Origin of the sequence: Luteimonas sp. J29 (genome assembly GCF_000472505.1) — a bacterium.
Classification (GTDB): domain Bacteria; phylum Pseudomonadota; class Gammaproteobacteria; order Xanthomonadales; family Xanthomonadaceae; genus Luteimonas.
Map to the genome: position 1 here is coordinate 268229 of NZ_AWZR01000002.1, position 22592 is coordinate 290820.

At 71.9% G+C, this 22592-nt stretch carries 17 protein-coding genes and 2 pseudogenes; 6 read left to right on the forward strand and 13 right to left on the reverse strand.

The window, feature by feature from the left end; translation table 11 throughout:
* Window positions 1–48: 48 nt before the first annotated feature.
* From pepQ to ppa, 3 genes are all read left to right on the forward strand, one after another.
* On the forward strand, window positions 49–1374 hold the full coding sequence (gene pepQ, locus LUTJ29_RS0104075) for a Xaa-Pro dipeptidase (RefSeq protein WP_043740346.1): 1326 nt from the start codon (window positions 49–51) through the stop codon (window positions 1372–1374).
* Between the two features lie 188 nt (window positions 1375–1562).
* On the forward strand, window positions 1563–3593 hold the full coding sequence (locus tag LUTJ29_RS0104080; RefSeq protein ID WP_027071434.1) for a sodium-translocating pyrophosphatase: 2031 nt from the start codon (window positions 1563–1565) through the stop codon (window positions 3591–3593).
* Window positions 3594–4301: 708 nt separating this feature from the next.
* Window positions 4302–4847: an inorganic diphosphatase gene (ppa, locus tag LUTJ29_RS0104085; RefSeq protein ID WP_027071435.1), complete on the forward strand. Its 546-nt coding sequence runs from the start codon at window positions 4302–4304 to the stop codon at window positions 4845–4847.
* An 82-nt stretch (window positions 4848–4929) separates the two neighbouring features.
* Here ppa and LUTJ29_RS0104090 read toward each other — a convergent pair whose 3' ends face one another.
* The 13 genes and pseudogenes from LUTJ29_RS0104090 to LUTJ29_RS0104150 form a co-directional block, all read right to left on the reverse strand.
* On the reverse strand, window positions 4930–7116 hold the full coding sequence (locus LUTJ29_RS0104090; RefSeq protein ID WP_027071436.1) for a carboxy terminal-processing peptidase: 2187 nt from the start codon (window positions 7114–7116) through the stop codon (window positions 4930–4932).
* A gap of 211 nt (window positions 7117–7327) precedes the next feature.
* On the reverse strand, window positions 7328–8338 hold the full coding sequence (gene lipA / locus LUTJ29_RS0104095) for a lipoyl synthase (protein ID WP_027071437.1): 1011 nt from the start codon (window positions 8336–8338) through the stop codon (window positions 7328–7330).
* Between the two features lie 5 nt (window positions 8339–8343).
* Window positions 8344–9006, reverse strand: a complete 663-nt coding sequence (lipB, locus tag LUTJ29_RS0104100) for a lipoyl(octanoyl) transferase LipB (RefSeq protein WP_027071438.1) — start codon at window positions 9004–9006, stop codon at window positions 8344–8346.
* Window positions 9007–9065: 59 nt separating this feature from the next.
* Window positions 9066–9338 (reverse strand): DUF493 family protein, encoded by a 273-nt coding sequence (locus LUTJ29_RS0104105; protein ID WP_027071439.1) that lies wholly within the window; start codon window positions 9336–9338, stop codon window positions 9066–9068.
* A gap of 104 nt (window positions 9339–9442) precedes the next feature.
* Window positions 9443–10405, reverse strand: coding sequence for a CsgG/HfaB family protein (locus tag LUTJ29_RS0104110; RefSeq protein ID WP_027071440.1), 963 nt, complete (start codon window positions 10403–10405; stop codon window positions 9443–9445).
* A 164-nt stretch (window positions 10406–10569) separates the two neighbouring features.
* The gene (locus LUTJ29_RS0104115; protein ID WP_043740351.1) at window positions 10570–11793 is read right to left on the reverse strand and encodes a D-alanyl-D-alanine carboxypeptidase family protein; all 1224 of its coding nucleotides are present in this window, start codon (window positions 11791–11793) and stop codon (window positions 10570–10572) included.
* Window positions 11794–11885: 92 nt separating this feature from the next.
* Window positions 11886–13196 carry a septal ring lytic transglycosylase RlpA family protein gene (locus LUTJ29_RS0104120; protein WP_027071442.1) on the reverse strand — a complete coding sequence of 437 codons (1311 nt, stop codon included), beginning with the start codon at window positions 13194–13196 and terminating at the stop codon, window positions 11886–11888.
* Window positions 13193–14320, reverse strand: a complete 1128-nt coding sequence (mltB, locus tag LUTJ29_RS0104125) for a lytic murein transglycosylase B (protein ID WP_027071443.1) — start codon at window positions 14318–14320, stop codon at window positions 13193–13195. The genes LUTJ29_RS0104120 and mltB overlap by 4 nt, the downstream gene beginning before the upstream one ends.
* A 73-nt stretch (window positions 14321–14393) precedes the next feature.
* Window positions 14394–15524: a rod shape-determining protein RodA gene (gene rodA, locus LUTJ29_RS0104130; RefSeq protein ID WP_027071444.1), complete on the reverse strand. Its 1131-nt coding sequence runs from the start codon at window positions 15522–15524 to the stop codon at window positions 14394–14396.
* 122 nt (window positions 15525–15646) lie between these two features.
* Window positions 15647–17503, reverse strand: a pseudogene (gene mrdA / locus LUTJ29_RS16050) (penicillin-binding protein 2); the annotation flags it as partial.
* Window positions 17503–17982 carry a rod shape-determining protein MreD gene (mreD, locus tag LUTJ29_RS0104140; protein WP_027071445.1) on the reverse strand — a complete coding sequence of 160 codons (480 nt, stop codon included), beginning with the start codon at window positions 17980–17982 and terminating at the stop codon, window positions 17503–17505. The pseudogene mrdA and the gene mreD, both read right to left, overlap by 1 nt.
* A gap of 35 nt (window positions 17983–18017) precedes the next feature.
* Window positions 18018–18932 (reverse strand): annotated as a pseudogene (gene mreC, locus LUTJ29_RS16055) (rod shape-determining protein MreC); the annotation flags it as partial.
* Between the two features lie 133 nt (window positions 18933–19065).
* The gene (locus tag LUTJ29_RS0104150) at window positions 19066–20109 is read right to left on the reverse strand and encodes a rod shape-determining protein (RefSeq protein ID WP_027071446.1); all 1044 of its coding nucleotides are present in this window, start codon (window positions 20107–20109) and stop codon (window positions 19066–19068) included.
* A gap of 205 nt (window positions 20110–20314) precedes the next feature.
* Between LUTJ29_RS0104150 and LUTJ29_RS0104155 the strand changes: the two genes are divergently transcribed.
* From LUTJ29_RS0104155 to LUTJ29_RS0104165, 3 genes are all read left to right on the forward strand, one after another.
* A complete protein-coding gene (locus LUTJ29_RS0104155) occupies window positions 20315–21247 on the forward strand; it encodes a carbohydrate kinase family protein (protein ID WP_027071447.1) in 933 nt (310 codons plus the stop codon).
* Window positions 21248–21641: 394 nt separating this feature from the next.
* On the forward strand, window positions 21642–21887 hold the full coding sequence (locus tag LUTJ29_RS0104160) for a DUF1272 domain-containing protein (RefSeq protein WP_027071448.1): 246 nt from the start codon (window positions 21642–21644) through the stop codon (window positions 21885–21887).
* Between the two features lie 72 nt (window positions 21888–21959).
* On the forward strand, window positions 21960–22589 hold the full coding sequence (locus LUTJ29_RS0104165) for a dihydrofolate reductase family protein (protein ID WP_027071449.1): 630 nt from the start codon (window positions 21960–21962) through the stop codon (window positions 22587–22589).
* Window positions 22590–22592: the final 3 nt, after the last annotated feature.

The following is a 22592-nucleotide window of genomic DNA, read 5'->3' on the forward strand; positions in this document are numbered from 1 at the left end:
GACGCATTGGGTCAGAATGCGCGCCTGTCCCAGCGACTGCATCCCCCGATGTCCACAGCCAGTTCCCTCTACGCCGACCATCTCGCCACCCTGCAGCAGCGCACCGCGGTCGCGCTCGAGCGCGGCGGCTTCGACCACCTCGTCGTGCCCAGCGGGACCCGCCACGTCCAGGTGTTCGACGACCGCGAGTATCCGTACGCGGCCAATCCGCAGTTCAAGCACTGGCTGCCGCTGACCCGCCATCCGGGCAGCTGGCTGGTGGTCACCCCCGGGCAGCGCCCGCGCCTGGTCTACCTGCAGCCGCGCGACTACTGGCACGTGGTGCCGCAGGCGCCCGAGGGCGAGTGGGTGGAGCACTTCGACATCGTCGTGATCCGCAAGCCGGACGAGGCGCTCAAGCACCTGCCGCGCAACGCCGGCCGTTGCGCGATCCTCGGCGAGCCGCAGAGCGCGCTTGGCCGCTACGGCGCGTTCCGCCCGAACAACCCGCAGCCGGTGCTCGACTACCTCGACTACCACCGCGCGTTCAAGACGCCCTACGAGATCGAGATGCTGCGCGAGGCGACGCGCCGCGGCGTGCGCGCGCACCGCTCGGCCGAGCGCGCGTTCCGCGCCGGCGCCAGCGAGTTCGGCATCCACCTGGCCTACTGCCAGGCCGCCGGCCAGGACACCGACGAACTGCCCTACGCCAACATCGTCGCCCTCAACGAGCACGGCGCGGTGCTGCACTACACCGAATTCGACCGGCTGCCGCCCAAGCCCGTGCGCAGCTTCCTGCTCGACGCGGGCGCCAGCCATGCCGGCTACGCCTGCGACATCACCCGCACCCATGCCCACGAGCCAGGCGAGTTCCAGGCGCTGATCGACGCCGTGGACACCGCCCAGCAGCGCATGTGCGACCAGGTGCGTGCCGGCACCGACTACCGGCAGCTGCACCTGGACGCGCACCTGGCCCTGGCCGGCGTGCTGCGCGAGGCCGGCCTGGTCAAGGTATCGCCCGAGGAAGCCGTGGCCACCGGCGTGAGCCGCGCCTTCTTCCCGCACGGCATCGGCCACGGGCTGGGCCTGCAGGTGCACGACGTCGGCGGCTTCGCCGCCTCCGACCGCGGCGGCACGATCCCGAAGCCCGACGGGCATCCCTTCCTGCGCCTGACCCGCGTGCTGGAGCCCGGATTCGTGGTGACCATCGAGCCGGGCATCTACTTCATCGACATGCTGCTCGAGGAACTGCGTGCGTCGCCGCACGCCGGCGCGGTCGACTGGGACCGGGTCGAGGCGCTGCGCCCGTACGGCGGGATCCGGATCGAGGACAACGTGGTCTGCACCGGGGGCGACCCGCTCAACATCACCCGCGAGGCGTTCGCCGCGGCCTGACTCCGCGGCTCCCGGACCGGCCCCGCGCGCTGGCGCCGGGGCCGGCTGCCGGCGCCGGCACGTGCCGGCGCATGCCGCACCGCACAACGCGCGGGCGCGCCCCGCCCAGCTCCCCGACCCGATTGGTGGACCTGCCCGGCTGTGCCATAGTCGTGGCACTTTTGGTCGGGTTGTCCCGGGGAGGATACATGCTCGAGCAGTACGGATTGACGCTGGCACTGGTGTGCGCGGCGGTGGCCATCGCATACGGCATCATCTCGGCAGGCTGGATCAACCGGCAGCCTGCAGGCAACGAACGCATGCAGCAGATCGCAGGTGCGATCCAGGAAGGCGCGCGCGCCTACCTCAACCGGCAGTACCTCACGATCGCCATCGCGGGCGTGGTCCTGTTCGTACTGATCGGTGTCTTCCTCGACTGGTACACCGGGATCGGATTCCTGCTCGGCGCGGTCCTCTCGGGCGCGGCCGGCTACATCGGCATGAACGTCTCGGTGCGCGCGAACGTGCGCACCGCGGAAGCCGCGCGCCAGGGCATGGGGCCGGCGATGGACGTCGCGTTCCGTGGCGGCGCGATCACCGGCATGCTGGTCGTCGGCCTCGGCCTGCTCGGCGTTGCCGGCTACTGGGCGGTGCTCGCGATCGCGATGCAGCTGCCCAATGACGACGTGCTGCACGCGCTGGTCGGCGTGGCCTTCGGTTCCTCGCTGATCTCGATCTTCGCGCGCCTGGGCGGCGGCATCTTCACCAAGGGCGCCGACGTGGGCGCCGACCTGGTGGGCAAGGTCGAGGCCGGCATCCCGGAGGACGACCCGCGCAACCCGGCGGTGATCGCCGACAACGTGGGCGACAACGTCGGCGACTGCGCCGGCATGGCCGCCGACCTGTTCGAGACCTACGCGGTGACGGTGATCGCGACCATGCTGCTGGGCCACCTGATGGTGTCCGAGGTCGGCAGCAACGGCATCCTGTACCCGCTGGTGCTGGGCGGCGTGTCGATCATCGCCTCGATCATCGGCGCGTTCTTCGTCAAGGTGAAGACGGGCGGATCGATCATGGGCGCCCTGTACCGGGGCGTGATCGTGTCGGGCGTGCTGGCCGCGATCGCCTACTACCCGATCACCCAGCAGCTGATGGCCGGCAACAGCCACGGCGCCATGAACATGTACTGGTGCGCGCTGATCGGCCTGGCGCTGACCGGCGCGATCGTGTGGATCACCGAGTACTACACCGGCACCCAGTACGGCCCGGTCCGGCACGTGGCCCAGGCGTCCACCACCGGCCACGGCACGAACATCATCGCCGGCCTCGGCGTGTCCATGAAGTCGACGGCGCTGCCCGTGGTCGCGGTGTGCCTGGCGATCTGGGCCTGCTTCGCGCTCGGCGGCCTCTACGGCATCGCCATCGCCGCGACCGCGATGCTGTCGATGGCCGGCATGATCGTGGCGCTCGATGCCTACGGCCCGATCACCGACAACGCCGGCGGCATCGCCGAGATGGCGGAACTGCCGCCCGAGGTGCGCGACGTCACCGACCCGCTCGACGCGGTCGGCAACACCACCAAGGCGGTGACCAAGGGTTATGCGATCGGTTCGGCGGCACTGGCGGCGCTGGTGCTGTTTGCCGACTACACGCACAACCTCGAGGCGGCCAATCCCGGCGTGGCATTCGCCTTCGACCTGTCCGACCACCGGGTGATCATCGGCCTGCTGATCGGCGGCCTGATTCCCTACCTGTTCGGCGCGATGGCGATGGAGGCGGTGGGCCGCGCGGCGGGCAGCGTGGTGGAGGAAGTGCGCCGCCAGTTCCGCGAGATCCCAGGGATCATGCAGGGCACGGCCAAGCCGGACTACAGCCGGGCCGTGGACATGCTGACCAGGTCCGCGATCAAGGAAATGATCGTGCCCTCGCTGCTGCCGGTCGTCGTGCCGATCATCGTCGGCCTGCTGCTCGGGCCGGAGGCGCTGGGCGGCCTGCTGATCGGCACCATCGTCACCGGCCTGTTCGTGGCGATCTCGATGACCACCGGCGGCGGTGCCTGGGACAATGCCAAGAAGTACATCGAGGACGGCAACTTCGGCGGCAAGGGCTCGGAGGCGCACAAGGCCTCGGTCACCGGCGACACCGTCGGCGACCCCTACAAGGACACCGCGGGCCCGGCGATCAACCCGCTGATCAAGATCATCAACATCGTCGCCCTGCTGCTGGTGCCGCTGCTGTAACGGCGCTCGACACGCGCTGCCCGAAGCCCCGGCCTGGCCGGGGCTTCCTTTTTCATGGCCGCGCGAACGCGCCGCGTCGGGCGCTGGTCGCGTGGACGGCGATCGTGCCCGCCCGGCGCGATGCATGGGCCCCGTCGCAGGGGGCCCGCCGTTCCCGCCGGCCAGGGCACCCGGGCAGGCCTGCGGGCCTGGTGGCGAACTCCACGATGGAGGCCCCGCCCCGGCGGAGGCCGACAGGCAACCGCAGGGAGAACCCGGCTGGGCGCAGCGGAGGACGGCCGGCCGTCCGGGGACACGAGTGTCCGAGATCCCTGCCGCGGCACCAGGGCGCCCGGCCGCACGGATGTCCGGTGGCCCCCGCCGCTGGGCCTTCCGCACGCCGGACCCGCCGGCGGTGGGCCCCCGGAGCGAACTCCGCCGGAGGCCGGGTTCGTTCGCGGCGAGGGTCCGCCCGTGCCGAGGACCGGTCGGCTGCCCATGCCGGCCCCGACACCCCGTCCGCCGCCCCGCGGGCCTGTTCCGTCCCGGCCAGGCCCGGGAGGGCCGACACGACGCCACCGTCCCGGGTCCACACACACGCCCGACGGGGAGCCGTGGGGGCCGCCGCAGGGCGCGCGCATCCCGTTTTTCCGCAATGCAGCATCAGTCGCGTAGAATGCCGCTCCTGTTTCCGCGGGCCCCGGCCCGCACCTCGGGAGTCGCAAGCGCATGGGTCTGGACCACGTCACCACCGGCAAGAATCCGCCTGACGAGATCAACGTCATCATCGAGATCCCCAAGGACGCCGAGCCGGTCAAGTACGAGGTGGACAAGGAGAGCGGCGCGATCTTCGTCGACCGCGTGCTCTCCACCCCGATGCGCTACCCCTGCAACTACGGCTACGTGCCCAATACCCTGTGCGGCGACGGCGACCCCGCCGACGTGCTGGTGGTGCTGCCGCTGCCGCTGGTCCCCGGCTCGGTGATCCGTTGCCGCCCGGTCGGCGTCCTGAAGATGACCGACGAGGCCGGCAGCGACGAGAAGCTGCTCGCGGTGCCGGTGGCCAAGGTGTTCCAGGGTTACGCCCACGTCGACAACATCGACAAGGTCAGCTCGCACTGGCTCGAGCGCATCGGCCACTTCTTCGAGCACTACAAGGACCTCGAAAAGGGCAAGTGGGTCAAGCTCGACGGCTGGGGCGGCGCCGAGGAAGCCAAGCGCATCCTGGTGTACGCGATCGAGCGCTACGCCGCCCAGGCCGGCAGGAAGTCCTGAGCAGGCGCGCCCGCGCCGGGCGGCGCGGGCACCTCATTCCACCGGAGACTCCGATCCGGCCGACCGACGCCGGCCGGTCGCCCTACTGCGCCCAGATCCCCGGGCCGGTCGACTTCGGCAGCACCTGCGCCGACAGCTGGCGATCGCTGTCGAGCAGGTGGATGGCGTCGGCCAGGATCGCGGCCGACTCGCGCAGCAGCGGATCCGGGCGCTTTTCCGCGGCCTTCTCGCGCGCCGCGTCCTCGGCCACGTTGCGCTCCCCGGCCTGCAGGCCGTCGTCGGTGGTCTCGGCCAGCGGGTCGAGCGCGAGGCCCAGGCGCTGGCGCTCCTCCTGGCGCTGCCGGCGCTTGGCCGCGTCGCGGTCGCGCTCGGCGCGCCGCTCGGCCTCGTTGAGCGATACGTACTTCTTCGCCCGCTCGGCACGGAACTCGGCCACGTCCTCGACCCACCACTGGAATTCCGGGTCGCGGCTGGTGCGTTCCGCGTGCCGCGCCTGCAGTTTCGGCAGCAGCGGGGTGAAGTCGCCGTAGCGCTCGTGCGGCACGGCCGCGATCTGGTGCCAGTCCAGCGCGTTGTCGTAGGTGCTCTCGCCGAACTCGCTGGCGTCCACCGTCACCGGGAACGCGATGTCCGGGACCACGCCCTTGTTCTGCGTGCTGCTGCCGCCGGGCAGGAAGAACTGGGCGATGGTCAGCTTGACGTGGCCGAAGCGGTCGCCTTCCTTGGCCGGCCAGCGGTCGAGCGGAACGATGTTCTGCACCGTGCCCTTGCCGAACGAGGTCTCGCCGATCACCAGGCCGCGGCCGTAGTCCTGGATCGCGCCGGCGAAGATCTCCGATGCCGAGGCCGAGCCGCGGTTGATCAGCACCGCCAGCGGGCCGTCCCAGGCCACGCCGGGGTTGCGGTCGCTCTCCACGCTCACCCGCCCGCCCGACTCGCGTACCTGCACCACCGGACCCTTGTCGATGAACAGGCCGGTGAGCTCGATCGCCTCGTTGAGCGAGCCGCCGCCGTTGTTGCGCAGGTCCAGCACCACGCCGTCCACGCCGTCGGTACGGAACTGCTCGAGCAGGCGCGCCACGTCGCGGGTCGCGGAGGTGTACTCGCCGTTGCGGCTGCGGCGGCCCTCGAAGTCCTGGTAGAACGCCGGCAGCTTGATCACGCCGATGCGCTTGTCGGCGCCGCCGCCCGCCGGGGCCGGCAGCGTGATGATTTCGGACTTCGCGGCCTGCTCCTCGAGCTTGATCCGGGCGCGGGTGAGCACCACCCGCACCGGCTCGCTGTCCAGGGTGGCCTCGCCCGGGATCACGTCCAGGCGGACCTGGGTGCCCTTCGGGCCCTTGATCTTCTCGACCACGTCGTCCAGGCGCCAGCCGACCACGTCCTCCATCGGCCCGCTGGTGCCCTGGCCGACGCCGACGATGCGGTCGCCGGGCTTGAACTTGCCGCTCAGCGCGGCCGGGCCGCCCGCGATCAGCTCGCGGATCACCACCACGTCGTCCTGCTTCTGCAGCTGCGCGCCGATGCCTTCCAGCGACAGCGACATGTTCTGCGTGAACAGCTTCGCCGTGCGCGGGTTCATGTAGTCGGTGTGCGGATCGACCGTGGAGGTATAGGCGTTGAGGAAGGACTGGAACGCGTCCTCCTGGTTCAGCGCCGCCACGTTGTTGCCGAGGTTGAGGTAGCGGCGGTCGAGGGTCTTGCGGATCTCGTCGGGCTTCTTGCCGGCGAGCTTGAGCCGCAGCCAGTCGTTGCGCACCGACTGCCTCCACAGTGCGTCGAGCGCGGCGCGGTCCGCGGCCCAGGGGGCCTCCTCGCGGTCGTACTCCCAGCGGTCGTTGCCGGTGAAGTCGAAGATGTCCTGCTTGAGCAGGTCGCGCGCGTAGGCCACGCGCTCGGCCACGCGCTGCTTGTACACGGCGAAGATCGCATAGGCCGGCTCGAGCTTGCCGCTGCGCACGTTCTCGCCCATCTGCGGCTTGTAGGCCTCGAAACGGGCGACGTCCTCGGCGGTGAAGAACAGCCGGTTGGGATCGAGCGCCTTCAGGTAGTGGTCGAAGATCTCGGCCGACATCGTGCTGTCGAGCGGCCGCGGCCGGTAGGCGTAGCGGCTGTCGGACAGCAGGCCGTACACCAGCTTGGAGGTGGTGACCTGCTCGGGGGTGGGCGCCGCCGGAAGCGCGTCACCGTCGGCATGGGCCATCATCCCCAGCGGCACGCCCAGCACCAGGGCAAGCAGGGGCACGGCGACGAGGCGGGTGAATTTCATCGGAAACGATCCTGGCAGGAAATCTGTGGCGCCCGTCCACTGTGGGCCGCCTTTGGACCCCGCGACAGTGCGCAAAGTTGCGGGTTCCGCCCCACTCTATCGGCCACGGCTTGCCGGGATGTGAACGATGATGGCACGGGCCGTCCCGCCCGGCGCAACCCCGCGGGGCCGGCGGCGGCCGCCCCGGGGCGGCCGGTTGGGGTCCCGGGCTTCAGGAGGCCGCGGCGACCCCGGCCTCCATGGCCTGGCGGTCGGCGTGGTAGGACGAGCGCACCAGCGGGCCGGAGGCGACGTGGCTGAAGCCCAGCGACAGGCCGTACTCCTCCAGCGCCTTGAACTCCTCGGGGGTCCAGTAGCGCAGCACCGGGTGGTGGTGCGGCGAGGGCTGCAGGTACTGGCCGATGGTGACCATGTCCACGTCGTGGGCGCGCAGGTCGCGCAGGGTGCCCTGGACCTGCTCCATGGTCTCGCCCAGACCGAGCATGATCCCGGACTTGGTCGGCACGTCCGGGTGCTGGGCCTTGAACTTCTTCAGCAGGGTCAGCGACCACTGGTAGTCCGCGCCCGGGCGCACGTTGCGGTACAGGTCGGGCACGGTCTCGACGTTGTGGTTGAACACGTCCGGGGGCGCCGTGGCCAGGATCTCCAGCGCGCGCTCCATGCGGCCGCGGCCGCGGAAGTCCGGGGTCAGGATCTCGATCCGGATGCCCGGCGACTTCGCCCGCACCGCGCGGATGCAGTCGACGAAGTGCTGGGCGCCGCCGTCGCGCAGGTCGTCGCGGTCCACCGAGGTGATGACCACGTACTTCAGGCGCATGTCGGCGATGGTGTCGGCCAGGTTCGCCGGCTCGGAGGGATCCGGCGGCTTCGGTCGGCCGTGGGCCACGTCGCAGAAGCTGCAACGGCGGGTGCACACCTCGCCCAGGATCATGAACGTGGCGGTGCCGTGGCCGAAGCACTCGTGGATGTTCGGGCAGCTGGCCTCCTCGCACACGGTGACCAGCCGGTTCTTGCGCAGCTTCGACTTGAGCGCGGCGACCGCGCCGTTGGACGGGATCCGCACCCGGATCCAGGACGGCTTGCGCAGCACCGGCGCGTCGACGAATTCCACCGGCGAGCGGGCGATCTTGTCGCCGCCCAGCTGCTTGGCCCCGGCCTCCAGCGCCGGCACGTCGGGCGGCACCATCTGCAGGGGGATCGGGCGGGAGGGGGACTGGGGCATGGCGCTCAGGGGGCTCGCGACGGGGTCGGTCGGGGGTCGGCCAGGTCGGGCGGCGGCGCATGCTCCAGCGCCAGGCCGAACTGCCGTGCCAGCTCGTCCAGCAGCACGGGCTTGACCGCGTCGGGGCCGGACGGACCGCCCAAGTCTAGCATCGAGGTCACCTGCAGCCCGGCGTAGCCGCACGGGTTGATGCGCGCGAACGGCTCCAGGTCCATGGTGATGTTGAACGCCAGGCCATGGAAGCTGCGGCCCTGGCGCACCCGGATCCCGAGCGCGGCCACCTTGGCGCCGGCCACGTACACGCCGGGCGCGCCCTCGCGGCGCGTGCCCACGATGTTCCACTCGAGCAGGGTATCGATCACCGCCTGCTCGATCCGGTGCACGTACTCGCGCACGCCGAGCTTCATCCGCCGCAGGTCGAGCAACGGATAGGCCACGATCTGCCCCGGGCCGTGGTAGGTGACCTGGCCGCCGCGGTCCACGTGCACCACCGGGATGTCCCCGGGCGCCAGCACGTGCTCCGGGCGGCCGGCCTGGCCCAGGGTGAAGACCGGGTCGTGCTCGACCAGCCACAGTTCGTCGAGCGTGTCCCCGTCGCGCGCGTCGGTGAAGCGCTGCATGGCGCGCCAGACCGGCTCGTAGGGCTGGCGGCCCAGGTCGCGCGCCAGACAGCGCGTGCCGGCGCCGGCCGGCGCGGCTCCCTGCCCGGCGACGGGAGGGCGCGCGGTCACAGCGTCCACTTCACGTCCGGGTGCGCGCGCAGCGCGTGGTGCGCGGCCTCGTAGCGGCCGCGGTCCTCGGCGTGGAAGCTGAGCTTCACCGAGACGAAGCGCCCGCCGCGCGCGGCGCGCACGCTCAGCGACCCCTCGACCACGACCAGCCCGGCCTCGGCCAGCAGCCGGGGCACGATGGCCTCCAGCCCGGCGTTGCCGATGGCCGCGATCTCGAAGACGCCCGGGAACTGGAACCCGTGCTCGGGGTTGTCGGACCTGATTTCCATCGTCCGATTATGGGGCCGGATCGCCCCGTCCCAACCTCCCGCGGATGCAACGCAAAGGGCCGCCCGGAGGCGGCCCCTGCGTCACGCGGCCCGGAAGGCCAGGCTCAGCGCGAGAGCTCGAGCAGGGTCGAGGACACCCAACCCTTGTTGCCCATCTCGTCCTCGACCTCCCACATGACGCCTTCCTTCGCCCCGGTGGGGTACAGCATCATGCCCACGTCGAGCGAACGCACCACGCCCTTGCCGTCCGGGCCGGTGAACAGGCGCGCCGGCTTGGTCACGGTGACCGCCTGGTGGGCGTTGGCCGCCGAGGCGTTGTCCGGCAGGCCGCCCAGCTGGGCGATCAGGTCGGTGTAGGCCTGCAGGTAGGCCAGGGTGATCACCTGGCCCAGCTCGGTGTTGGCGTAGCCGCCGACGCCGGCGGCGCCCAGGCCGCTGCTGCCGAACAGGCCGCCGCCCGCACCCCAGCCGATGTCGGTCTTCTTGGCGTGGCCCTCGGCCATCGCCACCTGCTCGGAGGAGCGCACGTCGGTGACGGTCAGGACCACGTCGGCGGTCTTGCTCTTGAAGTTCAGGCCGCCGACCAGGGCGCCCGCGCGGCCGCCGATCAGGCCGCCCAGCAGGCCGCCCACGGCATTGCCGCCGGCGTTGGAGTTGGCGCCGATCAGGTCCGGGACCATGACGTAGTCGGCCGCCTTCATCTGGCCGCGGCCGATGTTGGAGCGGTTGCGCAGTTCGCCCGAGGCGCCCAGCTCGCGCTCGCGCATCGCCGCGTCCAGGCCGGCGCCGCGGTCGACCAGGGTGAAGCAGCGCGACTTGTTCACGAATACCTTGATCAGCCGCGACGGCGCCGGCAGCTGCTGGCCGGTCCACCAGTGCACGCCGTCCTCGGGCTCGATCACCGAGATCGTGCCCAGCGGCTGGGCGCAGGTCGGAATCTGCGCCACCTGCTGCTGGCGCCGTTCCTGCGCGCTCTGGCGCTGGGCCAGCGCCGGGGATGCCGCCGCGACCAGCGCGACCGCGGTGAGCGCGAGCGTGAGCGCGCGCCTGCCAGTGGATCCGGACATAGGAATACCCCTCTGCGTTCGTCCTGAATGATGAATGTTTGCCCGGGCGCATTCGCACCCGCCCCCACGGAAGGCCGCGACGCACTCCAGCGACGCGCCCACCTCGGGATCTTAGCAAAGACGAAAGCGGCGACGGGGTCAGGACAACCCTGACGCGAGGGTCGTCAGTCGGCGTACCACCACATCAGGAATTCATGCCACAGGCGCTTGAAGAAACCCGCCTGCTGCACCGCCTCGAGCGCGACCAGCGGCCGCTCGGCGACCACCTTGCCGTCGAGGGTGACGCGCACCCGGCCGATCTCCTGGCCCTTCTCGATCGGCGCCACCAGGGTGGCCGGCACGTCCATCGACGGCTTGAGCTGGCCGTAGCGGCCGCGCGGCAGGCTCACCAGCAGCGGCTCGGCGACGCCCAGCTGGACCTCGTCGACCTTGCCCTTCCAGACCTTCTGCACCGAGACCGGGCTGGACGGGTCATACAGGCGGTGGGTCTCGTGGAAGCGGAAGCCCCAGTTGAGCAGCGCCAGCGAGTCGTTGGCGCGCTGGGATTCGCCGGTGGAACCCATCACCACCGAGATCAGCCGCTGGTCGCCGCGCTTGGCCGAGGCCATCAGGCAGTAGCCGGCGCCGGAGTGGTGTCCGGTCTTGATCCCGTCCACGCTCTGGTCGCGCCACAGCAGCAGGTTGCGGTTGCGCTGGGTGATCGGGCCGACCGTGAACTCCTTGATCGCGTTGTAGGCATACTGCTCGGGGAAGTCGCGGATCATCGCCGCGCCGAGCAGGGCCAGGTCGCGCGGCGTGGAGTAGTGGTCGGGATCGGACAGGCCGTGCGAGTTGACGAAGTTCGAGTTCTTCATGCCGATGCGCCTGGCATAGGCGTTCATCAGCGCGGCGAAGGCCTCCTCGCTGCCGGCCACGTGTTCGGCCAGGGCGATCGCGGCGTCGTTGCCCGACTGCACCACCATGCCCTTTTCCATCTCCACCAGCGGCGCGGTCTGGTTGACCGGGAAGCCGCTGTAGCTGCCGTCGGTGCCCGCGCCGCCCTTGCGCCAGGCGTTCTCGGTCATCATCACCTGGTCGTCGGGGCTGATCTTGCCCGCCTTCATCTCCGCGGCGATCACGTAGCTGGTCAGCACCTTGGTGATGCTGGCCGGCTCGACCCGCTGGTCGATGTTCTCGCCGGCCAGGATCTGCCCGCTCTCGTAGTCCATCAGCAGCCACGCGGTCCCGGTCACCGGCGGCGGCGGCGGCGTGGGCAGCGCCTCGCCCGCCTCCGCAGCGGCGGCGGGCGCGGGCGCGGGGCCCGGCGCCTCCTGCGCGAGCGCGAACCCGAGCGCGCAGGTGGCCAGCACGGTGGCGGCGAATCGGCGGAAGGCGGCGGCGGATCTCATCGAACTCGGTACTCCGGTGGTCCGGTCATCCCTGGCCGGTCGGTGGACGGGTCGCCCGCGGCGCGGCGCGGGGCGGAAAAGCGGCGGACAGTCTAATCGCGCACGACCTGCGGCATCCCCAGCCCGAGGCCGGACACGCGCGCGGTGAGGTCGCCCAGGGCGACCTGGGCGACCGGGCCGACGCGCACGCGCCACAGGGTGCGGCCGGCACTGGCGACGTCCTGGATCCAGGCCTGGGCGATACCGGCCCCGCGCAGCGTGGCGAGCACGCGCTCGGCGTTGTCGCGGACCGAGAACACGCCGACCTGGAGGGTCACCGCGTCTCCGCCGGTGGCGGCAGGCGGGGCGCCCCTCGCGGCGTCGCCGGAAGGACCGGCGGCGACCGCCGCCGGCTGCGTGGGCGGGGACGGGGTCGCCACGGCCGAACCCGCCCCGCCGGCCACGGCGCGGTCCGCTTCCGCCAGCCGCGCCTGGCGGGCGCGCATCCAGGCATCGAACTCGTCGGCGCTGCGGACCCGGCCGTTGTCGTCGACCAGGCGGAAGCGGTCCTCTTCGCGGCCGTAGTCCGGATGGTCCGCCAGCCCGGCCGCCCGCCCCGCGGGCGCGGCGCTGGCCACGGCGCCGGTCGCCACGGCCGTCGGCGCCGGCGCTTCGCGCGTCGCCAGCTCCCCGACCAGGGCGTCCATCACGCTCGGCGTCGCGGGCGCAGCAGGCGCGGGGGCCGAGGAGGCCAGCTGCGTGCCGCCGGCGTCGCCCGGGCGCAGCGCGCGCACCTCGACCCGGCCGGTGCCGCGGCGGTGGATGCCGAGCTTGACCGCGGCCGCGTAACTCAGGTCGATCAGGCGCCCGTCGTGGAACGGCCCGCGGTCGTTGACCCGCACCACCACCGAGCGCCCGTTGTCGAGGTTGGTCACGCGCGCGTAGCTCGGCAGCGGCAGCGTGCGGTGCGCGGCGGAGAAGGCGTACATGTCGTAGACCTCCTGGTTGGAGGTCCGGCGGCCGTGGAACTTGGCGCCGTAGTACGAGGCCACGCCGGTCTCGACGTAGTCCTCGGCCGAGTCGAGCACGTGGTAGGTGCGGCCGAGCACCTGGTAGGGCGACCGGTTGCCGTAGGCCGAGCGCGGTTCGTCGACCACCCGCGGCTCGGGGATGCAGTCCACGTTGGGGATGTCGTCCGGGATCGAGTCCGGGACCCCGGGACGGTAAAGCCCGCCGGCGACGTAGTGGCCGCGGGTGGAGGGATCCTCCTGCGCGGGCGGATACGGCCTGAACCCGGTGCAGTCCGCCGCGTCGGCCACCGCGGGCCCGGCGGGCGCCCGCCCGGCCGGTGCGGCCGGCTTCTTCGCGGTGCCGGCGCAGCCGGCAAGCAGCAGCAATGCCAACGGCAACAGCAGCCGCTTCATCGCGCCGGCCCGGCTCCGTCCCGGATCGCCTGCGACAGCTGGTGCACGGACAGCGAGTACATGGGCGAACGGTTGTAGCGGGTGATCACGTAGAAGTTGCGGTAGGCCAGCCAGTACTCCGGCCCGGCCGCGCCCTGCAGGGTGAGCACGGTGGCGCCCTCGGCGACCGGCTCGCCCGGGAGCGGGCGGTAGCCGCGCGCGGCCAGTTCGGACAGGGGATACACCGGGTCCCAGCCGTCGGCGACGAAGTCCTCCGCGTCCGCGTCCCGGCTGGCGCGCGCGACCACCGGGCCGCCGCGATCCCAGCCGTGGACCACGAAGTAGTTCGCGATCGAGGCGAACACGTCCTCCAGGTTGTCGAGCAGGTCGCGGCGGCCGTCGCCGTCGCCGTCCTTCGCCCACAGGCGGTAGCTGGAAGGCATGAACTGGCCCAGCCCCATCGCGCCGGCGTAGCTGCCCTTGAGCGCGAGCAGGTCGAGCTGCGGCTCCTCCTTCTTCAGCGCGAACAGCTGGGCCAGTTCGCCGGCGAAGAACGGCGCACGCTTGGGATAGTCGAAGGCCAGGGTGTAGAGCGCGTCGAGCACCCGGTAGTTGCCGGTGACGCGGCCGTAGCTGGTCTCCACGCCGATGATCGCGACGATCACCTCGGCCGGCACGCCGGTGCGCGCGGCGACGCGCTCGAGCGCCTCGCGGTGCTGGCGGTAGAACGCGATGCCGCCGTCGATGCGGGCGTCGTTGAGGAAGATCGGGCGGTATTCGTGCCACTGCTTCACCGCCTCGGCCGGGCGGTTCATGGCGTCGATGATCGACTGGCGCCGCTGCGCCTGCGCCAGCACCTCGCGCACCAGCGCGCGATCGACGCCGTAGGTGTCCGCGGTGTACTCGACGAAGGCGGCGATGCGCCGCTCGCGCGGGATCGCCGGATCGGTGACCTCCGGCGGCGCCACCGGGCGCTCCGGCGGCTGCGGCACCTTCGGCAGCAGCGCCGCCCCGGCGGCGGCCTGCGGCGCCTCGGCGGCGGACTCCGAATCGGGCGCGACGGGTGGCGGGGCCGGTGTCGCGCACGCGCTCAGCGCGAACGACAGCAGGGTCGTGGAGAGCAGGGCGGCCGGGCGTCGGATCATCGGGCGCGAGGGTAGCACGCGGCTTGCGCGCGATGGATTCCATTGCATGAACACCGGCAGGCGTGCGCGTCCGTCAACGCCGCCTGCCCTGCCCCTGCGCGCCCACCGCCATCACCACGCCCATGCCGGCCAGCAGCGACACCGCCGCGGTGCCGCCGAAGCTCAGCAGTGGCATCGGCACGCCCACCACCGGCAGCACGCCGGAAATCATGCCGCCGTTGACCACCACGTACACGAACAGCGCCAGCCCGAGCGTGCCGGCGAGGATGCGCGAGTACGCGTCGCGCGCCTCGGCGGCGATCCACAGGCAGCGCCCGATCACGAACGCGTACAGCGCCAGCACCGTCGCCACCCCGACCCAGCCGAACTCCTCGGCCAGCACCGCGAAGATGAAGTCGGTGGTGTGCTCGGGCACGTAGTTCAGGTGCGACTGGGTGCCCTTGCCCCAGCCCTGCCCGGTGAGGCCGCCGGAGCCGATCGCGATCTTGGACTGGATGATGTTCCAGCCGGCACCGAGCGGATCGTTCTCCGGGTCGCGGAAGGTGAGGATGCGGTCCTGCTGGTAGGGGCGCAGGAACGAGAACCACGAGATCGGCGCGAACAGCGCCAGCCCCGCCGCGGTCGCCGCCCCCACGCCCGCGAGCGCGAACCAGATCCACGACATGCCGGCCAGGTACAGCGCGAACACGCCACTGGCCACCACCAGCATCGCGGTGCCGAAGTCGGGCTGGGCGAGGATCAGCGCGGTCGGCACGGCGATCACCGCGCCCGTGGCCAGCAGCGTGCCCATGCGCGGGGGCAGCGGCGCCTGGCTCAGCATCCACGCCGCCATCATCGGCAGGCTCAGCTTCATCAGTTCCGCGGGCTGGAAGTAGAACACGCCCAGGTTGATCCAGTGCGCGCCGCTGCGGCCGGTGCCGATGAACAGCACCGCCACCAGCGGCAGCAGCGACGCCGCGTAGACCGCGGGCGTGGCCCGGCGCAGCGGCAGCGGCGGGATCCGCGACAGCAGCCACATCGCGCCCAGGCCGACCACGTAGCGCGCCGCCTGCGAGCGCACCAGGCCCATGTTCTGGCCGCCGGCGCTGTGCAGCACCGCCAGGCCGATTCCCATCAGCGCGGCGAGCGCCGCCAGCAGCGGCCAGTCGATGGTGCGGGTCAGGCGCAGGAACAGGTCGGCGAGCCAGCGCAGGATGACGTTCATTCCGCGTCCTCCTCGCGCCGGTCGCCGCCGGCATCGGCGCCGCTGGCGGCCGGCGCGCCGGCTGGGCCCGCGCCGGTTGCAGGCGCGGCCTGCTGCGCCGCGGGCGGGGCCGGCGCAGCCTGCAGCTCGGGATCCGGCTCGGGCATCTTGCCCAGCAGCCAGGCGTCGAAGATCTTGCGTGCGATCGGGCCGGCCGCCGAGCCGCCGTAGCCGCCGCCCTCGACCGCGATCGCGACCGCGATCGTCGGCGCCTCGGCCGGCGCGAAACCGACGAACAGCGCGCGATGGCGCAGGTGCAGCGGCAGGCTGCGCGGATCGACCGCCGCCGTGCCGCGGCGGCTCACGACCTGCGCGGTGCCGGTCTTGCCGGCCATCGTGTACGGCGCGCCGAGCGCGGTCCGCCAGCCGGTGCCGCCGGGCTGCATCGTGTCGCGCATGCCCAGCCGGACCACCTCCACGTTCTCCGGGTTCGGGCTGATCGGCACCCCGGGCGGCTGCTCCAGCGGCGTCCACGGCGCATCGAAGCCCGAGCGCACCTGGGTGACCAGGTGCGGGCGCCGCAGCTGGCCGTCGGCCAGGCCCGCGGTGGCGCGCACCAGCTGCAGCGGGGTCACCTTCCAGTCGCCCTGGCCGATCGAGGCGTTGACCGTGTCGCCCGGGTACCAGCGCTCGCCGCGCGCCGCGCGCTTGGACTCCGGCGACGGCAGGATGCCGCCGGTCTCGCCCACCAGGTCGATGCCGGTGGGACTGCCGAAACCGTAGTGGCCCATGTACTGCACGAAGCGTTCGATGCCCAGGTCGAGCGCGAGCTTGTAGTAATAGGTGTTGACCGAGGCCGAGATCGACTTGCGCAGGTCGGTCCAGCCGTGGCCGCCGCGGCTCGCGTCGCCCCAGCCGCGGCTCGTGCCCGGCAGGTAGAACATGCCGGTCGACAGCACCCGGTCCTCGGGCTTGCGCAGGCCGCTGTCGAGGCCGGCGAGCGCGAGCATCGGCTTGATCGTCGAACCCGGCGCCACACCGCCGAGCACGAGGCGGTTGAACAGCGGACGCGAGGGGTCGTCCATCAGACGCCGGTAGTCGGCGTTGGAGATGCCGTTGACGAACAGGTTGGGATCGAACGAGGGCAGGCTGACCATGGCCAGGATCTCGCCGGTACGCGGGTCGACCGCGATCGCCGCACCGGTCTGGTCGCCGAACGCCATCACCATCGCCCGCTGCAGCTCCAGGTCGATGCCCAGGCGCAGGTCGGTGCCGGCTTGCGCCGGGACCATGCCGATGCTGCGCAACGCGCGTCCCTCGACGTTGGTCTCCACCTGCTCGTAGCCGATCTTCCCGCGCAGCAGCTCGTCGTAGTAGCGCTCGATCCCGGTGCGGCCGGTGTGCGGGAACAGCACGTGGTCCTTGCCGTAGCGCTCGACGTCGTTCTCGTCGGTGCGGCCGACGTAGCCGATCACGTGCGCCAGCAGGTCGCCGTGCAGGTAGCGGCGGTTGAGGTAGGCCACCACCTCGACCCCCGGGAAGCGCCAGCGGTCCACCGCGAAGCGCGCCACCTCCTCGTCGCTCAGGCGCTGCTTGAGGGTGATCGAGCGGAAGCTGCGGGTGGCCCTGCGCGCGGCCTCGAAGCGCTCGATCTCCTCGGGCGAGAGTTCCACCACCTGCGACAGCTCGCGCAGCATGCGCTGGATGTCCCCGGCGTCCTCCGGGGTCACGTCCAGCCGGTAGGCCGGCACGTTGTCGGCCAGCAGGCGGCCCTTGCGGTCGTAGATCAGGCCGCGCGCGGGCACCACCGGGCGCGGCTTGATCCGGTTGGCCTCGGACTGGCGCGCGAAGTCGTCGTGCTGCACCACCTGCAGGCGGAAGTACCAGCCGGCCAGGCCGGCCAGCGCCAGCAGCACCAGGCCGAAGCCGACGAAGGCGCGCAGGCGGAACTGGGCGGCTTCGGCGGACGGATTGCGGATCCTCTCCTGCCGCTTGCGCATCAACGCGGCCTCCGCGCCCTGAACGCCTCGAGCACCAGGAACAGGGGCACCCAGAGCATCGCCCCGACCACCGGCGCCAGCCAGTGCAGCCACGGCAGCTGGGGCAGGCCCAGCAGCAGGTGGATCGCGGCCGCGACCACGCGGTCGTTGAGCAGCAGCCCGCCGATCGCCAGCGCCTGCTGCCCGAGCGGGAAGAAGCGCAGCTGGGCACGGAAACGCTGCAGGATGAACGCCATGACGACCAGCCGCAGCGCATGCTCGCCGAGCAGCGAGCCGGTGACCAGGTCGGCGACCACGCCGGTGACGAAGGCGAAGCCCAGGCCCGCATGCCCGGGCTCCTCGATCACCCAGTAGGCGACGACCAGCGCCAGCCAGTACGGCCGCAGCCCCTGGACCGGTGCCGGCAGCGGCAGCAGCGCCAGCAGCAGCGCCACCAGCACGGTCACCGGAAGCAGCCAGAGGCGGCCGCGGCGGTTCATCGGGCCATCTCCCCGTCCGGCGGCTCGGCGCCTGGCGCGTCCGCCTCGTCCGCGGTGCCTTCGCCAGGTTCGCCCGACGCATCTTCCGCGGCCTCCGGGGCCCGGGCCCTCGGCGCGGTCCCGCGCAGCAGCAGCACGTCGCGGCCGCGGTCGAGCTGGGCCGCGGGCGCCAGCCCGCCGATCAGGAAGGCCTGGCTGTCATCCGGCCGCAGGTCGACGATGCGCCCGACCGGGAAGCCGGGCGGAAAGCGCCCGCCCAGGCCGGAGGTCACCACCACGTCCCCCACCTGCACGTCGCTCGAGACCGGGATGTTGCGCAGTTCCAGGCGGTCGGCGCGGCCGATGCCGTAGGCCAGCAGGCGCACGCCGGTGCGCGAGATCGAGACCGGGACCGCGTGGTCGAGGTCGGTGAGCAGCAGCACCGTCGCCGTGTCCGGGGTGACCGCGATGACCTGGCCGAGCACGCCGCCGGCATCGATCACGGTCTGGCCCTGGCGCACGCCGTCGCGGCTGCCGGCATTGAGCAGCAGGCGCTGGCGCGAGGGATCGAGGTCGATGTCCAGGATCGGCGCCAGCTGCACGTCCAGGCCGCCGCGCGCGGCCGCGCCCAGCAGCCCGCGCAGGCGCGCGTTCTCGTCGGCCTCCACCTGCAGCTGGGCCTGGCGCGCGGCCATCACCAGCAGTTCGTTGCGCAGCCGGCGGTTGTCCTCCGACAGCATCGAGCGGGTCACCGCGTCCTCGCGCATCGCCTGGCCGAGCCGCGCCGGCAGGCCCGCCAGCTGCCACAGCGGCTGGACCGCGACGGCGGCCGTCTCCCGCGCGCGGGTCAGCCAGCCGCCGCGATGGTCGAACACGATCAGCGCCACCGACAACGCCAGGTAGGCCAGCAGCCGCAGGGTCCCGGCGACGTCGCCTGGTCGGGGAGCGGCCGGGTTGGCGAAGGAAGGCACGATAGGGGACCGTCGAATGCTGGGCTGGTGTGGGAAGGCCGGCGCCGCGGCCGGCCGCCGATGGGGCTGCGGTTGGGGACCGGCCGGTCCCCAGCCGGTTCATCCGGTCACCCGCCGTCGTCCCCGACCACCCTCATTCGGAGGCGAAGAACTCGTTGCCGTGCAGGTCCAGCAGTTCCAGTGCGCGGCCGCCGCCGCGCGCCACGCAGGTCAGCGGGTCCTCCGCGATCTGCACGTGCAGGCCGGTCTCCTCGCTGAGCAGGCGGTCGAGGTCGCGCAGCAGCGCGCCGCCGCCGGTGAGCACGATCCCGCGCTCGGCCACGTCCGCGCACAGTTCCGGCGGGGTCTGCTCCAGCGCCTGGCGCACCGCGGCGACGATGCCCGAGAGCGGCTCGCGCAGCGCGTCGAGCACCTCGCTGGAGGTGATGGTCACCACCTTCGGCACGCCCTCGGCCAGGTGCCGGCCCGAGATCTCCATCGACTCGACCTTCTCCTGCGGATAGGCGCAGCCGAGCTCGATCTTGATCTTTTCGGCCGTGGTTTCGCCGATCAGCATGCCGTGGTTGCGGCGCACGTAGTTGATGATCGACTCGTCGAAGCGGTCGCCGCCGATGCGCGCCGACTGCGAGTACACGATGCCGTTGAGCGCGATCACCGCCACCTCGGTGGTGCCGCCGCCGATGTCGACCACCATCGAGCCGCGCGCCTCGGTCACCGGCATGCCGGCGCCGATCGCCGCGGCCATGGGTTCCTCGATCAGGGACACGTCGCGGGCACCGGCCTCCATCGCCGAGTCGCGGATCGCGCGCTTCTCCACCTGGGTCGAACCGGCCGGCACGCAGATCAGCACGCGCGGGCTCGGGCGCAGGAACCGGCTCTTGTGGACCTTGCGGATGAAGTGCTTGAGCATCTCCTCGGTGTAGGTGAAGTCGGCGATCACGCCGTCCTTCATCGGCCGGTGGGTGGTGATGTTGCCGGGCGTGCGGCCCAGCATCATCTTGGCCTCGCTGCCCACCGCCGCCACCGCCTTCTGCCCGCCGGCGCGGTCCTGGCGCACCGCCACCACCGACGGCTCGTTCAGGACGATGCCCTGCCCGCGGACGAAGATCAGGGTATTGGCCGTGCCCAGGTCGATGGACAGGTCGTTGGAGAACATGCCGCGGAACTTCTTGAACATCGGGGAACGGGGTCCGTCAGGGGCGCACGCGCGAGGCGGCTAGCCTAGCAAAAAAGCGCTTTTCGGGCGGGACCGGCGCCCCATTCCCGCACCAGTCCGGATCCCGGGCACCATGGCCCGGGCCCGGTGGCCGGGGAGGACCCGCGCTGGCCTCGGGCCCGCCGCCCCGCTACCCTAGCGGCCCCTTCTCCCGCCGAGTCGCCCGATGTCCGCCCTGATCTGCGGTTCCCTGGCCTACGACACCATCATGGTGTTCCCCGACCAGTTCAAGAACCACATCCTGCCGGACAAGGTGCACATCCTGAACGTCTCGTTCCTGGTGCCGCGGATGCGGCGCGAGTTCGGCGGCTGCGCCGGCAACATCGCCTACAACCTCAAGCTGCTGGGCGGCGACCCGGTGCCGATGGCCACAGTCGGCCAGGACTTCGGCCCCTACCGGCAGTGGTTCGAGGAGAACGGGATCACCCTCGAGCGGGTCAAGGTGATCGAGGACCTGTTCACCCCCCAGGCCTTCATCACCACCGACCACGACAACAACCAGATCACCGCCTTCCACCCGGGGGCGATGATGCGCAGCTACGAGAACCACGTGAGGGACGTGCCGGGCGTCACCATCGGCATCGTCAGCCCGGACGGCTACGAGGGCATGGTCCAGAACGCGAAGGAGTTCGCCGAGTGCGGCATCCCCTTCATCTTCGACCCCGGCCAGGCCATGCCGCTGTTCAACGGCGAGGAGCTGCGCGCCTTCATCGAGCAGGCCGACTACGTCACGGTCAACGACTACGAGTCCAACCTGCTGCAGGAGCGCACCGGCTGGAACGAGAAGGACATCGTGCAGCGGGTGAAGGCCTACATCGTCACCCGCGGGCCCAAGGGCGCGGTGATCCACACCCCGGACAAGAGCTACGAGGTCCCGCCGGCGCACGAACGCCGCGTCACCGACCCCACCGGCTGCGGCGACGCGTTCCGCGCCGGCCTGATCTTCGGCATCGAGAAGGGCTACGACTGGATGACGATCGGCCGGATCGGCAACCTGATGGGCGCGCTGAAGGTCGAGCATCCGGGCACCCAGAACCAGCGCTTCGACTTCCCCGAGTTCGCCGAGCAGTTCCGGCAGCAGTTCGGGTACTCGCTCTAGGCATCGGGCTCGCGGGCCTTCCGTCCCGTCCGCCCGGCAGGCCCGGGCGCCGCCAGGCGTGCAGCCGCGCCGGCCGCCCACGCAGCTTCGCTGGATCCGCATGCGTGCGCCCCCTCCTGCGGAAGCGCGTTGGAGACCGGTGGCGCCCGCGTCACTGTCCGCCCCGACCGTCCACCCTGCAGCGCGGATGTCGATTCGCGGCAGTCCCGTTCGTCGCCCGGTACCAGACCCACCGCCCCGGGGACATGCCATGCCTGCACCAGACGAGCGCCCGTGCATGCCGACGGCCATGGCCCGTCGCGCGCATCTGCCGCAAGATCGTCCTGCGCGGGCGCGCGGGATCGGGATCCCGCGGCCGCCACGTCCCTGCCACTGCCCGACAAGGAATCCCGCCATGCTCGAACTCCGACCCAACTGCGAATGCTGCGACCGGGACCTGCCCCCCGGGGCGCCCGCGCTGATCTGCACGTTCGAGTGCACGTTCTGTCCCGACTGCGCCCGGGACCGCCTCGCCGGCGTCTGCCCCAACTGCGGGGGCAACCTCTCGCCGCGCCCGATCCGGCCCGCCCGCCTGCTGGCCAAGTACCCGCCATCGCGCCAGCGCATCCACAAGCCCGGCGGCTGCCCGTCCGCCGCATGACGCGCCCGCCGGGACCGCGCTCCCTGCGCGGCCCGGCACGCACCCGCCCGCACGCGCCGGAGAACAGGCCCCATGACCCGGATTTTCGTCAACATCGCCCTCAGCCTCGACGGCTACCTCGCCCCCGAGGGCATGACCATGAGCGACCCCACCCACAAGGGCTGGGGCGCGAAGTGGGGCGCATTGATGGCATGGGCCCTCGAGCAGCAGTACCTGCGCGACCGGCTCGGGCTTGGCCCCGGAGGCCGGACGGGCGCCGTCAACGACATGGTCCGCCACACCTTCGAACGCACCGGCGCCCACATCATGGGCAAGCGCATGTTCGACCAGGGCGAGGCCAGCTGGCCGGAGGACGCCCCTTTCCATACTCCCGTCTACGTACTGACCCACGAAAGGCGCAATCCCTGGGCACGCCCCGGGGGCACGACCTTCCATTTCGTCGACGCAGGCGCGGAGCAGGCGCTGGCCCTCGCGCGCCGAGCGGCGGGCGGGCGCGACGTGCGCATCTCCGGCGGCGCCGACGTGATCCAGCAGTACCTGAACCTCGGCGTGGTGGACGAGCTCGAGATCGCCCTGGCGCCCGTGTTCTTCGGCGGCGGCACGCGGCTGTTCGCGAACCTGGCCGAACCCGGGCCGCGGTTCCGGATCGACGGCGTCGTCCACGACGCCACCGCCACCCACCTGCGCTACGTGCGCGCATGAACC